General features: G+C 69.3%; 10 protein-coding genes and 1 pseudogene. 8 read left to right on the forward strand and 3 right to left on the reverse strand.

Going from position 1 to position 12,876, the window contains the following annotated elements; translation table 11 throughout:
- The first annotated feature begins 413 nt into the window (after nucleotides 1–413).
- From ABD481_RS39430 to ABD481_RS39440, 3 genes and pseudogenes are all read left to right on the forward strand, one after another.
- Nucleotides 414–1,418, forward strand: a complete 1,005-nt coding sequence (locus tag ABD481_RS39430; protein WP_344670998.1) for a methionine ABC transporter ATP-binding protein — start codon at nucleotides 414–416, stop codon at nucleotides 1,416–1,418.
- Nucleotides 1,415–2,068 (forward strand): annotated as a pseudogene (locus tag ABD481_RS39435) (methionine ABC transporter permease); the annotation flags it as partial. The gene ABD481_RS39430 and the pseudogene ABD481_RS39435, both read left to right, overlap by 4 nt.
- Before the next feature lie 67 nt (nucleotides 2,069–2,135).
- Nucleotides 2,136–3,017 carry a MetQ/NlpA family ABC transporter substrate-binding protein gene (locus ABD481_RS39440; protein WP_344670999.1) on the forward strand — a complete coding sequence of 294 codons (882 nt, stop codon included), beginning with the start codon at nucleotides 2,136–2,138 and terminating at the stop codon, nucleotides 3,015–3,017.
- Here the strand turns inward: ABD481_RS39440 and ABD481_RS39445 are convergent.
- Together ABD481_RS39445 and ABD481_RS39450 are read right to left on the reverse strand one after the other, a co-directional pair.
- Entirely contained in the window at nucleotides 2,983–3,474 is a 492-nt protein-coding gene (locus tag ABD481_RS39445; RefSeq protein ID WP_344671000.1) for a hypothetical protein, read from the reverse strand. The genes ABD481_RS39440 and ABD481_RS39445 overlap by 35 nt on opposite strands.
- Nucleotides 3,475–3,493: 19 nt before the next feature.
- Nucleotides 3,494–4,108, reverse strand: coding sequence for a LysE/ArgO family amino acid transporter (locus tag ABD481_RS39450; protein WP_344671001.1), 615 nt, complete (start codon nucleotides 4,106–4,108; stop codon nucleotides 3,494–3,496).
- 96 nt (nucleotides 4,109–4,204) lie between these two features.
- Between ABD481_RS39450 and ABD481_RS39455 the strand changes: the two genes are divergently transcribed.
- Nucleotides 4,205–5,125, forward strand: coding sequence for a LysR family transcriptional regulator ArgP (locus ABD481_RS39455; RefSeq protein ID WP_344671002.1), 921 nt, complete (start codon nucleotides 4,205–4,207; stop codon nucleotides 5,123–5,125).
- An 89-nt stretch (nucleotides 5,126–5,214) separates the two neighbouring features.
- Here the strand turns inward: ABD481_RS39455 and ABD481_RS39460 are convergent, their stop codons facing one another.
- On the reverse strand, nucleotides 5,215–6,273 hold the full coding sequence (locus tag ABD481_RS39460) for a hypothetical protein (protein WP_344671003.1): 1,059 nt from the start codon (nucleotides 6,271–6,273) through the stop codon (nucleotides 5,215–5,217).
- Between the two features lie 158 nt (nucleotides 6,274–6,431).
- Here ABD481_RS39460 and ABD481_RS39465 point away from each other — a divergent pair, with 158 nt between their 5' ends.
- The 4 genes from ABD481_RS39465 (at nucleotide 6,432) to ABD481_RS39480 (ending at nucleotide 12,124) form a co-directional block, all read left to right on the forward strand.
- Nucleotides 6,432–7,193 carry a TetR/AcrR family transcriptional regulator gene (locus ABD481_RS39465; protein WP_344671004.1) on the forward strand — a complete coding sequence of 254 codons (762 nt, stop codon included), beginning with the start codon at nucleotides 6,432–6,434 and terminating at the stop codon, nucleotides 7,191–7,193.
- Between the two features lie 78 nt (nucleotides 7,194–7,271).
- Nucleotides 7,272–9,005: an ABC transporter ATP-binding protein gene (locus ABD481_RS39470; protein WP_344671005.1), complete on the forward strand. Its 1,734-nt coding sequence runs from the start codon at nucleotides 7,272–7,274 to the stop codon at nucleotides 9,003–9,005.
- A gap of 164 nt (nucleotides 9,006–9,169) precedes the next feature.
- A complete protein-coding gene (locus tag ABD481_RS39475; RefSeq protein ID WP_425559392.1) occupies nucleotides 9,170–11,197 on the forward strand; it encodes an ABC transporter ATP-binding protein in 2,028 nt (675 codons plus the stop codon).
- Between the two features lie 150 nt (nucleotides 11,198–11,347).
- Complete coding sequence (locus tag ABD481_RS39480; RefSeq protein ID WP_344671006.1) at nucleotides 11,348–12,124, forward strand: nucleotidyltransferase domain-containing protein; 777 nt, start codon at nucleotides 11,348–11,350, stop codon at nucleotides 12,122–12,124.
- The last annotated feature ends 752 nt before the right edge of the window (nucleotides 12,125–12,876 follow it).

A 12,876-nucleotide genomic window follows, 5' to 3' on the forward strand; every position in this document is an offset into this window, starting at 1 on the left:
CGCACGTCGCACGTCGCACGTCGCACGTCGCACGTCGCACCTGGCACGTCGCACATCGCACATCGCGTTTCAGCCGGGCCGGCGCGGGCCGAGGACGGCCCGCGTCGGCCCAGGTCAGGCCGAAGACGGACGATCACCGTGAGACGGACCCGTCTCACGGACTGGACCTGGTAATCCCCGCTCCGGTGCTGCGCCTATAGTCATGGACATGATCACGAACGAGAGCCACCGCATGCCCGCCGCCGTCATGGCGCCGCGGATGATGCGCCGCCTGGGTTCGTGTCGAATGCACGGCTGCTGAGTTTCTGAACTCCCACACCTGGTTTTAGCAGCGCGTTCTCCTTTATAAGCCTTCGCGGCCGCGGTCTCGCGCGCCCGCCGCACCCTCGCGTGCGGACCATGCGGAAAGCATCATGATCGAAATCAAGAACCTGTCAAAGGTTTACACCTCACGGGGCCGGTCCGTCACGGCCCTGGACGGTGTCGACCTGAGCGTCGCACCGGGCACCGTGTACGGTGTGGTCGGCCGCTCCGGCGCCGGCAAGAGCACGCTGATCCGTTGCGTGAACCTGCTGGAGCGCCCGACCTCCGGCACCGTCCGGGTGGCCGGCAAGGAGCTCACCGCGCTGTCGTCCAAGGCGCTGCGCGCCGAGCGCCGCCGCATCGGGATGGTCTTCCAGCACTTCAACCTGCTCTCCTCGCGCACCGCACGGGAGAACGTGGAGCTGCCGCTGGAGATCGGTCCGGGCGGCGGCCGCCTGACCCGGCGCGAGCGCCGGGCCCGGGCCCTGGAGCTGCTGGACGTGGTGGGCCTGACCGACCGCGCGGACGCGCATCCGGCGCAGCTGTCCGGCGGGCAGAAGCAGCGGGTCGGCATCGCCCGCGCGCTGGCCGCGGACCCGCACGTGCTGCTGTCCGACGAGGCCACCTCGGCGCTGGACCCGGAGACCACGCGCAGCGTGCTGCGGCTGCTGAAAGAGGTCAACGAGCGGCTCGGGGTCACGGTGCTGCTGATCACGCACGAGATGGAGGTCGTCAAGGCGGTGTGCGACAGCGCGGCGCTGATGGCCGACGGGCGGATCGCCGAGTCCGGGACCATCGCCGACCTGCTCACGCGGGAGCACTCGGAGCTGGCGCGGGAGCTGTTCCAGCTCGGGGACGCGCCGACGCGCACGACGCTGCCGGACACCACGGTGCTCGACGTCACCTTCCACGGCGACGACACGGCGCAGCCGCTGATCTCGCAGCTGTCGCGGACCTACGCGATCGACGTCACGATCCTGGGCGCCGCGATCGAGACCGTGAACGGGCAGACCGTCGGGCGGATGCGGATCGGGCTGCCGGGGCGGTTCGACGACAACGTCGTGCAGATCGGGTTCCTGCGGGAGCGGGGGCTGAACGTGGAGGTCCCGTCGTGAGCTGGTCGGAGATGCAGCCGCTGCTGTGGCAGGCCTCGTTGGAGACGTTCCAGATGGTCGGCTGGTCGGCGCTGTTCACGGTGCTGATAGGCCTGCCGCTGGGGCTGGCGCTGGTGCTGACCGACAAGGGCGGTCTGCTGGCGAACCCGGCGGCGAACAAGGTGCTCGGCACGGTGGTGAACGTCGGCCGCTCGCTGCCGTTCATCATCCTGCTGATCGCGATCACGCCGTTCACCCGCGGGCTGGTCGGCACCACCATCGGCGTGGACGCGGCGATCGTGCCGCTGGCCGTCGGCGCCATCCCGTTCTTCGCGCGGCTCGTCGAGACCGCGGTGCGCGAGGTCGACAAGGGCCTGATCGAGGCCTCCCAGGCGATGGGCGCCGCGCATCTGGCGACGGTTCGCAAAGTCCTGCTCCCGGAGTCGCTGCCCGCGCTGGTCAGCGGACTCACCACGACCGTGATCGCGCTGGTCGGCTATTCGGCGATGGCCGGCGCGATCGGCGGTGGAGGCCTGGGGGACCTGGCCATCCGCTACGGCTACCAGCGCTTCGAGAACGGCCTCATGATCGCCACGGTCGTGCTGCTCGTCGTGCTCGTCCAGATCGTCCAGTGGCTCGGCGACTTCGCCGCCAAGCGGCTGGCTCACCGGTAATCACCCCGGCCGAGCAACACCACACACCCATCAATCAGTACACGGAAGAAAGAAGAACTTGTTCATGCGTAACAAGAAGCTCGCCGCGTCCCTGACCGCCGTCGCCGGCGTCCTGGCCGTGGGTCTGACCGCCTGCTCCTCCTCGAAGTCCTCGGGCTCGGCCGCCGCCGGCGCCGCCCCGGCCGCGGCCGCGTCCTCCGGGGCCGCCGGCGCCGTCGACTCGATCACCGTCGCGGCCTCCCCGGTGCCGCACGCGCAGATCCTGGACTACGTCCGCGACAACCTGGCCGCCAAGGCCGGGCTGAAGCTGACGGTCAAGGAGTTCACCGACTACGTGCAGCCGAACCTGGCCACCCAGGACGGCCAGGTCGGCGCCAACTTCTTCCAGCACCAGCCCTACCTGGACGACTTCAACAAGTCCAAGGGGACCGACCTGGTGCCGGTGGTCGGCGTGCACCTGGAGCCGCTGGGCCTGTACTCGAACAAGGCCAAGTCGGTGGACCAGCTCAAGGACGGCGCCACCGTCGCGGTGCCGAACGACGCCACCAACGAGGGCCGGGCGCTGAAGCTGCTGGCCGACAACCACCTGATCACCCTGAAGGACGGGGTCGGCGCCAAGGCCACCGAGAAGGACGTGGCCTCGAACCCGAAGAACCTGAAGTTCCAGCCGCTGGAGGCCGCGCAGCTGCCGCGGGCCCTGTCAGACGTGGACGCCGCGGTCATCAACGGCAACTACGCGCTGGAGGCCAAGCTCACGCCGAGCAAGGACGCGCTGGTGCTGGAGAAGACGCAGGACAACCCCTACGTCAACATCCTGGTGGTGAAGAAGGGCCACGAGAACGACCCGGCGGTGAAGAAGCTGGCGGCGCTGCTGACCTCCGAGGACGTCAAGAAGTACATCGAGACGACGTTCAACGGATCGGTGATCCCGGCCGCCGCCGGCTGACCGGGCGGTCGGCGGCCGGTTTCCGGCCCGGGTCGGACGTCTCGTCCCCCGGGCCGGAGCTGCGCAGCCAGGCCTGCATGATGGCGGCGTACTTGTCGTCGAAGGCGACGTCGCGGGAGCGCCGGTGGCGCTCGACCGGCGCCGGGAGCCGGCGGCGCGAGCCGTCGGCCAGGCGCAGGTCTATGGCGCGCTCGCCGGCCAGGTCGCCGACGCTGATCGCGTCGACCTGGTCCCATGGGATGAAGCGGCCGCGCAGCACGCGGATGGTGATGCCCTTGGCGGTGACGACGGTCGACCGGGCCCGGGCGGCCAGCACGCAGCAGGGCACCGTGACCGCGACGATCGCGGCCTGGGCGGCGGCGCTGGGCACCTGCATCACCAACGCGCCGCCGAAGGCCAGGGGGAAGGTGCCGAACTGGTTGACCTTGCGCGGACGTTTGAAGACCAAGTCCTCCACGCGGTGATCGTACCCAGGGTCAGGCCCGCGCGGCCATGGTGACGCCGATGGTGATCATCGTCACCGCGATGACGGCGTCCAGCACCCGCCACGCCCGGGGTCGGGCCAGCACCCGCCCCAGCCGGCCGGCGCCGAATCCGAGCCCCGAGAACCACAGCACGCTCGCGGTCACCGCCCCGGCGGCGAAGGCCCAGTGCGCGGAGCCGTAGCTGTTGCCGACGGTGCCGAGCAGCAGCACGGTGTCGAGGTACACGTGCGGGTTCAGCCAGGTCAGGGCCAGACAGGTGAGGACGGCGGTGCGCCGCGAGTGCTCGGCGGCGCCGTCGGATTCCAGGTGCTCGCCCTGTTTCCAGGCCCGCCGCGCCGCGAGGACGCCGTAGCCGACGAGGAAGACCGCGCCGATCCAGGCGATGACCGTCACCGCCGTCGGCACCGACCGCACCACCGCGCCCAGGCCGCCGATGCCCGCCGCGATCAGCACCGCGTCCGAGGCCGCGCAGATCGTGACGATGACGCCGACGTGCTCGCGCCGGACACCCTGGCGCAGGACGTAGGCATTCTGCGCGCCGATGGCGATGATCAGCGACAGGCCGGTGCCGAGTCCGGCCGCGGCGGCGGCGAGGGGGGTGCTCATGAGCATGATGCTAGGAACTCGAGTGATCCCCAGGCCAGCTCATCTTTCTTGGCTATCATTAGAGATCATGATGACGGATGGAGCCGGGGCCGGATCATGCTGACCGACCTGCCGCTGGACCACGTCCGCACGCTGCTGGTCGCGGTGGACGCCGGGACCTTCGAGGCGGCGGCCCGGATCCTGCACGTGACGCCGTCGGCGGTGAGCCAGCGGATCAAGGCGCTGGAGCAACGCACGGGGCGGGTGTTGCTGGTGCGCTCCAAGCCCCTGCGCCCGACCGACTCCGGCGTCGCGGTGGTGCGCTTCGCGCGCCAGCTGGCGTGGCTGGAGGACAACGCGCGGGCGGAGCTGGGCTTGAGCGGGCCGGGAGCACAGGCCGGGGGCGACGGGGCCGGGGCTCCGGTCCGGACCACGCTGTCCATCGCGGTCAACTCCGACTCGCTGAGCACCTGGTTCCCCGAGGTGGCGGCCCGGTTCGGGCCGGAGTCGGGGGCCTGTTTCGACCTGCACCGCGAGGACCAGGACTACACCGACGAGCTGCTGCGGGCCGGACTGGTGATGGCGGCGGTGTCGTCGTCGCCGAAGCCGGTGCAGGGCTGCGTGGTGCGTCCGCTGGGTCGGATGCGCTACCGCGCGGTGGCGACGCCGGAGTTCGTGCGGCGGTGGCTGCCGGACGGCGCGACGGCGGCGGCGCTGAGCGCGGCGCCGGTGGTGGTGTTCAACCACAAGGACGACTTGCAGGACGGTTTCCTGCGGCGGCTGGGCCGCCCCGGCACGGGAGCGCGGCATTATGTGCCGGCGACGGACGCCTTCTTGTACGCGGTCGAGATCGGGCTCGGGTGGGGGCTGATCCCCGATGTCCAGGCGGCGCAGTACGGGCAGGTGGAGTTGGTGGAGCTGACGCCGGAGCAGCCGGTGGACGTGCCGTTGTACTGGCAGCAGTGGAAGCTGGCGCCGCCGTTGTTGACGGAGGTCGGGGAGGCGGCGGCGGAGGTGGCGGCGCGGCGGTTGCGGTGAGGCGGGTGAGGCAGGTGGCGCGGGTGAGGCGGCGGTTGCAGTGAGCCGGGTGAGGCGGGTGAGCCGGGTGGTGCGGCGGACGCGGTACATCAGGTGGTGGGTGAGTCGGTCGGGGAGTCCGTCGGGGAGTCGGTAGGCGTGTCGGTCGGGGTATCTGTCGGGGAATTGGTCGGGGTATCGGTCGGAGACGGGGACCCGGTGCGTGGCCTCCCCGTCGGCGTCGGCTTGCCGATCAGCTCGACCACGGCGTTGTCCAGCATCGTGTTCGCCAGACGCGGATGCGCCGGATCGACGTCGGTGACCGTCAGCCGCATGACGTGCGCCTTCCCGCCGAGCGACTCCACCTTCGGGGTGCTGAACAGCTTGCTCCACGGTTCCAGCGTCACCTGCGACGTGCCGGTCGTGATGGCCTTGGTGAAGGCCGCGCCGTACTGCTTGGCCGTGGCGTCGTCGGGGGCGGCGACGCAGATCGATTCGGTCCCGTTCGCCCCGGTGCCCACCGCCAGTTGGTACGTCGCGGCGTCGTAGAGCCCCGAGGTGTCCTTGTCGAGGCACTTGGCGATCGCGCCGACCACCGGATCGTCCGCCAACGACGGCGACTTCCCAGCCAGCGCGGCGTCCAGATCGGCCGTCGCCCCGCCGAACTCGATCCGGGTCCTGGACACCCGGATCACGTTGAAGGTGTCGACGGTCGCGGCCAGTTCTTCAGGCTGCTGATTCACGTCGATTTGGTGGTCGTCCCGGATCAGCCACTGGGTGACGCCGCCTCCCCGGTCCGTCGACTTGTACCCCAGCGCCTGGAGCTTGGCCCCGATCGCCGCCGGATCGAAGGTCCCGGACAGGACGCTGACCCAGTTCGGCGCCCGGCCCACGGTCAGGACGAACGGCTGCTGCGTCACGCTGAAGCCGAGGATCGGCGTGAGGATCTGGCCCAGGGCGTTGGCGTTGGCCCCGCCGTACTGCCCCCAGGCCAGCGCGTCGGTGGTGGCCGCGCCCGCATGGACCTCCCGCAACGCCTCCGCCAGCGTCTTCGGAACCCCGCCGGAGCCCGACGTCGATCCGCTGCTGGAACAGCCGGCCAGCAGCAGCGCGGCCGCGGCGGTCAGCCCCACGGCGCCGCGCGTGGCATGGAAATCAGGCCTCGACATCCCGAACTCCTCCCCCAGGACTTGCGGTCGTCGGGGACATTACTCTCTCGGCTCCGGGATGGCTCCCCCGCAGCTCGGAGACGACTCGCTGCGTGTCCCGCAAATTTGCGCGGCGCGAAACCTTGCGCGCGGCGCAACTTTCCAGCGACACTACTTCCATGCCCGCCCACGAATCGCCCGAGCACGCCGAGGCTCGGGGAAGCCTCGAACGTGTGAGCCTCGAACAGGTGGAGCGCCTGCGCGGTCTCGTGCCGAAGCTCGCCGACACGCCGGAGCTCACCGAGAGCCTGCGGGAGCGCAAGAAGCTCGAAACCCGGAAGAACCTGAGTTGGGCCGCCATCGGGTTGGCGCTCCAGCGCGGGGGGTTGGAACACGTGCGGACGGAGGAGATCGCGGAGGCCGCCGGGGTGTCGCCGCGAACCTTCAACAACTACTTCCGGAGCCGCGAGGAGGCCATCGGGGCGGTGGCCGGCGACCGCGCGCGACGGGTGGCGCTGGCCTTCGCCGATCGGCCGGCGGAGGAGCCCTTCGGGGAGGCGCTGGCCGACGTCGTGGTCGCCGAGTACACGGCGGGGCACGAGCCCTTGAAGGCCGCCGTGTTCCAGCTGCGCGCGCTGATGACCACCGACTGCGGGGTGCGGCCGTTCATGTTGAACGCCATGACCAAGCTGGAGGACGAGTTGGCGCCGGTGATCGCCGAGCGGCTGGGGCTGCCGGGGGACGATCTGTTCCCGCGGGTGGTGGCCGCGGCCGTCAACGGGGCGATCCGGGTGGCGACCGAATATTGGCTGCGCGAGGACGTCGACGCCCCTTACACTGCGCTGCTGCGCGAGGCGGTGCTCACCGCGGCCGGCCTGGCCGAGCAGCCGCCGCCTTTGTCCCCGCCTGGGGCCAGTCTACCGGAAAACACAAACCTCTGATTTCGCCTATTGTGCTCGCCCGGCCACGCCGTTCGGACCAGCGTCCGGCATGCCGAGAGAGATGGGATCGACACCGCAATGCTCATCAAATTGCTCAAACAATATCTACGGCCGTACCGGAAGCCGATCGCTCTGGTCCTGGTCCTGCAGTTCGTGCAGACGCTGGCCGCGCTGTACCTGCCCACGCTCAACGCCGACATCATCGACGGCGGCGTGGTCAAGGGGGACGCCGGTTATGTGGTGAAGACCGGGGCCGTGATGCTGGCCTTCTCGCTGTTGCAGGTCGCGTGCTCGATCGGGGCGGTGTACTTCGGGGCCCGGACGGCGACCGCGCTGGGGCGGGACCTGCGGGCCGGGATCTTCGACCGGGTGCAGGCGTTCTCCACGCGGGAGGTGGGCCGGTTCGGCGCGCCCTCGCTGCTCACCCGCACCACCAACGATGTGCAGCAGGTGCAGATGGTGGTGCTGATGACCTTCACCATGGCGGCCGCGGCGCCGGTGATGATGGTCGGCGGCGTGATCCTCGCGCTGCGGCAGGACGTGCCGCTGTCGGGCCTGCTGGTGGCGATCATCCCCGCGCTGGGGATCGCGATCGGGACCATCATCCGGCGCATGGGGCCGCTGTTCCGGATCGTGCAGGTCCGGATCGACAAGATCAACGGGGTCATGCGCGAGCAGATCACCGGGATCCGGGTGATCCGCGCCTTCGTCAAGGACGGGCACGAGGCCCGGCGCTTCGGCGTGGCCAACGACGAGCTGTTCGACGTCTCGCTGCGGGTCGGCAAGCTGATGGCGCTGATGTTCCCGACCGTGATGGCGATCGTGAACTTCGCCGGCGTCGGCGTGCTGTGGTTCGGCGGGCACCGCATCGACTCCGGAGGCATGCAGGTCGGGTCGCTGACCGCGTTCCTGTCGTACCTGATGCAGATCCTGATGTCGGTGATGATGACCACCTTCATGTTCATGATGGTGCCGCGCGCGGCGGTCTGCGCCGACCGGATCGGCGAGGTGCTGGAGACCGAGTCCAGCGTCGTGCCGCCTTCCGCGCCGCGGCAGCTGGCCGGGAACGGCACGCTGGAGCTGCGCACCGCGAGCTTCAAGTACCCGGGGGCCGAGGACTGCGTCCTGGACGGGGTGTCGCTGATCGCGCGGCCCGGGGAGACCACGGCGATCATCGGGTCCACCGGGGCGGGCAAGACCACGCTGCTGAACCTGGTGCCGCGGCTGGCCGACGTCACCGACGGGCAGGTCCTGGTCGACGGCGTCGACGTCCGCGAGCTGGACCCGGAGGTGCTGACCCAGGCGGTCGCGATCGTGCCGCAGAAGCCCTACCTGTTCACCGGCACCGTCGCCTCGAACCTGCGCTACGGCCGCCCGGACGCCTCCGACGAGGAGCTGTGGCAGGCCCTGGACATCGCGCAGGCCCGGGACTTCGTCGAGCGGATGCCCGAGGGGCTGGACGCGCCGATCGCGCAGGGCGGGACCAACGTCTCCGGCGGGCAGCGGCAGCGGCTGGCGATCGCCCGCGCGCTGGTGCACAAGCCGGAGATCTTCCTGTTCGACGACTCGTTCTCGGCCCTGGACTACAGCACGGACGCTCGCCTGCGCGCGGCCCTGGTGGACCAGACGCGGGAGTCGACGGTGGTGATCGTGGCGCAGCGGGTCTCCACGATCCGCAACGCGGACCGGATCATCGTCCTGGACCGGGGCGTGGTGGTCGGGTCCGGGACGCACAGCGAGCTGATGGACACGAACGAGACGTACCGGGAGATCGTGCTCTCGCAGCTGACGGAAGAGGAGGCGGCGGCGTGAGCGGGGACGACGGCAACGGCGCGGACAGTGGCAGGCCCGGAAACGTGAACGGCAGTGGGGGCGGGAGCGCGAATGGGACTACGAACGGGAGCGTAAACGGCGGGGTGAATGGGAGCCCGAGCGGGAGCGCGAACGGCGGGTTGAATGGGAGCGCGAATGGGAGCGTGAACGGTGGTGCCGGCGCTCCTCACCGGCCCGAGACCGACCGCCTCGAAACCGAGAAGGAAGGCGACGCGCCCCGGCCGCAGCAGGGTGGCGCCCTGCGCGGCCCCGCGGCGTTCATGTCCGGGCCGGCGGCCAAGTCCAAGGACTTCAAGGGATCGTCCCGGCGGCTGCTCGGTTACCTCGGTCCCGAGCGTCCGGTCCTCTATGTCTCGATGTTGCTGGCCGCGCTCGGCGTCGCCATGACTGTGTGGGGCCCGAAGCTGCTCGGCAAGGCCACCGACCTGATCTTCGCCGGGGTGATCGGCCGTCAGGCGAAGGCCAGGCCGGACGGCACGTATCCGACCAAGCAGGAGCTGATCGACCACCTCCAGGCCAGTGGTCAGGGGCGGATGGCCGACCTGCTGAAGTCGGTCGACTTCACGCCGGGTGTGGGCGTGGACTTCACGGCGGTCGGGCACGTCCTGCTGCTGCTGACCGGCATCTACATCCTGGTGTTCCTGTGCATGATGGGCCAGTCCCGGCTGGTCATCGTGGTGGTGAACCGCTCGATGGCGCGGCTGCGCACCGACATCGAGGCGAAGCTGGCGCGGCTGCCGCTGTCCTACTTCGACAAGCAGCCGCGCGGCGAGGTGCTGTCCCGGGCCACGAACGACGTGGACAACCTGGCGCAGTCGCTCCAGCAGTCGCTGGCGCAGGTGGTGATGCAGGTCTTCACGCTGATCGGCGTGACCGCCTTCATGTTCTGGACCTCCTGGCTGCTGGGGCTGATCGCGGTCGCCACGGTGCCGCTGTCGGTGGTGGTGGCCGGGCGGATCGGCAAGAAGTCCAAGCCGCAGTTCGTCAAGCAGTGGGCGGCCACCGGCCGGCTGAACGCGCACATCGAGGAGATGTACACCGGGCACCAGCTGGTGAAGGCGTTCGGGCGGCAGAAGGAGGCGGCGGCGGAGTTCAAGACCCAGAACGACCAGCTGAACGACGCCAGCTTCAAGGCCCAGTTCATCAGTGGCCTGATCCAGCCGGCGATGATGTTCCTGGGCAACGTCACCTACGTGCTGGTGGCCGTGGTCGGCGGCCTGCGGGTCTCGGCCGGGGCGCTGTCGCTGGGCAGCGTGCAGGCCTCGATCCAGTACACCCGGCAGTTCACCATGCCGCTGTCCCAGGTGGCCGCGATGGCCAACCTGATGCAGTCCGGCGTGGCCTCGGCCGAGCGGATCTTCCAGATCCTGGACGCCGAGGAGATGTCGGCCGAGCCGGCCGAGCCGGTGGAGCTGGCGCGGGTGCGCGGCCAGGTGGAGTTCCGCGACGTCGACTTCAGCTACGCCAAGGACCAGCCGCTGATCGAGGACCTGTCGCTGACCGTGCAGCCCGGGCAGACGGTGGCCATCGTCGGCCCGACCGGGGCCGGCAAGACCACGCTGGTGAACCTGCTGATGCGGTTCTACGAGGTGGACTCCGGCGCCATCCTGCTCGACGGGGTCGACACCGGCCGCATGTCGCGGGAGTACCTGCGCTCGCAGACCGGCATGGTGCTCCAGGACGCGTGGCTGTTCGGCGGCACCATCGCCGAGAACATCGCGTACGGCACCGACGGCGCCACCGAGGAGCAGATCCACGCGGCGGCCGCCGCCACCCACGTCGACCACTTCGTCCGCACCCTGCCCGACGGCTACGACACCGTGATCGACGAGGAGGGCTCCAACCTCTCGGCCGGCGAGAAGCAGCTGATCACCATCGCCCGGGCCTTCCTGGCCGAACCGGCGATCCTGATCCTGGACGAGGCCACCTCCTCAGTCGACACCCGCACCGAGGTCCTCATCCAACGCGCGATGAACAAGTTGCGCGAGGGACGGACGTCGTTCGTCATCGCCCACCGCTTGTCCACCATCCGAGATGCCGACATGATCCTTGTCATGGAGCACGGACAGATCGTGGAGCAGGGCAACCACACCGAACTCCTGTCCGCCGACGGCGCGTATTCAAGGCTTTATGCCGCCCAGTTCGCGCAGGCGCTGGCTGAGGTGGACTAACGCTCAAGGTGATGACAGCCTGCTGACAGCCACCTGATACAGCCAGAGCGGCGATCCCGACACCGGGCCGGCCCGACTCCCCACCAAGGGGGTCGACCGGCCCGGTTTTCGCTCAGGACAGGTCTAGTCCTTTTGGTTAAGCTTTAGCGAATGGCGTACGAACTAGCAGCAAATCGTTTCCTCAAGGCACTGGACGAGACCCTGACCCCCGATCTGCTGCGTGGCTTCTACGTCGTGGGCTCGGCCGCACTGGGAAGCTGGCGCCCCAAACGCAGCGACCTCGACGTCGTGGTACTCCTCGACCGCACCCTGAACGACTCCGAACTCGAAGCCGTGGCACGCATGCACGAGCAACTGGAGGCGGAGCGGGGAGACGGTCCACATTGCGATGGGCTCTACGTCACCCGCGACCAGGTCGGCCTCCGCAGCGACGCCCGGGTACCAGCCGTCGTCGACGGCAAACTCCTACCACACGGCCACGCAACCGACCCGGTGTTGTGGGCTCTACTGGACCGCCGCGGCATCACGCTGCGCGGCCCACAAGCCTCCGAGCTGGGCGCCGCACCCGACCCGGCGTGGCTGCGGGAGTGGAACCACGGGAACCTGGAGTCGTACTGGCGCTCGCAACTCAACGACCGCAGCGTCCTGATCACCAAAGACCCCGCCTCCGAGATCGACCCTTACTTGCTGGCCTGGTGCGTAACCGGCCCGGGACGCCTGCACGCGACGATCGCAACGGGGCATGTGATCTCCAAGGAGGCCTCGGCGGACTACACGGCCGATCTGTTTCCCGAGTACGCGGATCTGTGCGCGCGGGCGATGGCGTATCGGCTTGGGAACCGCACGGTGACGCACACTGCTGGTGAGGCTCTGCGAGCTTTGGATTTGGTGGAGGCTGTTTGTGATTCGGCGGCTATGTTGCCGTAGGGATCGGGGATCGGGGATCGGGGATCGGGGATCGGGGATCGGGGATCAAGATCAAAGTCAAGAGCTGGGTAAGGCAGGCGCCTCCGGCGAGGGCCTCTGATCCCTCGGAGAACTGGCGCCAGCTCCATAGGGGGGTCTGGTTAGTCTCTGCGCTGGCGGTTGGTGGGGTGGGGGTTTGTTCCCCTCGCTCACGTCGGCAGCCCTACGGGTACAGCACCGCCGCCCAGGTATCAAGTCCATGCCGCTGCGGTGATAGTTGTTGGGCTGCGGTTGCGCTTGCATGAACTTGACACCTGGTCGGCGGTGCTGTAGGCAAAGCCCTGCCGACGTGACCGAGGAGAACAAACCAAAAACCCAGGCAGAGAGCTGACAATCACTGGGTAGCGGCGGGCCCTTCGCCGATTCCGGCCGCCGGGAAGGTTCAAGGCAAACCCAGAGGCTGAAGACCCCGCGCAGGCGGCCGGTCGAAGTCCTGCCCCACCAGCAACTGAAGGTCGGCCTCACCGGGGGCTGAAGGGTCGGCCCCGCCAAAGGTCGGCCTCACTGGCGGCCGAAGGTTGGCACTCACCATTGGTCGAAGGTTTTCCTCACCGGCGGCCGCAGGGCTGAAGCGGGAGCCCCCTGCCCCCGGATCCTTCAGTCCTCTCCCTGGGGTTTTGGTTTGTTCTCCTCGGTCACGTCGGCAGGGCTTTGCCTACAGTACCGCCGACCAGGTGTCAAGTTCATGCAAGCCCAACCGCAGCCCAACAACC

The sequence above is a fragment of the Catenulispora yoronensis genome (assembly GCF_039531695.1).
Lineage (GTDB): Bacteria > Actinomycetota > Actinomycetes > Streptomycetales > Catenulisporaceae > Catenulispora > Catenulispora yoronensis.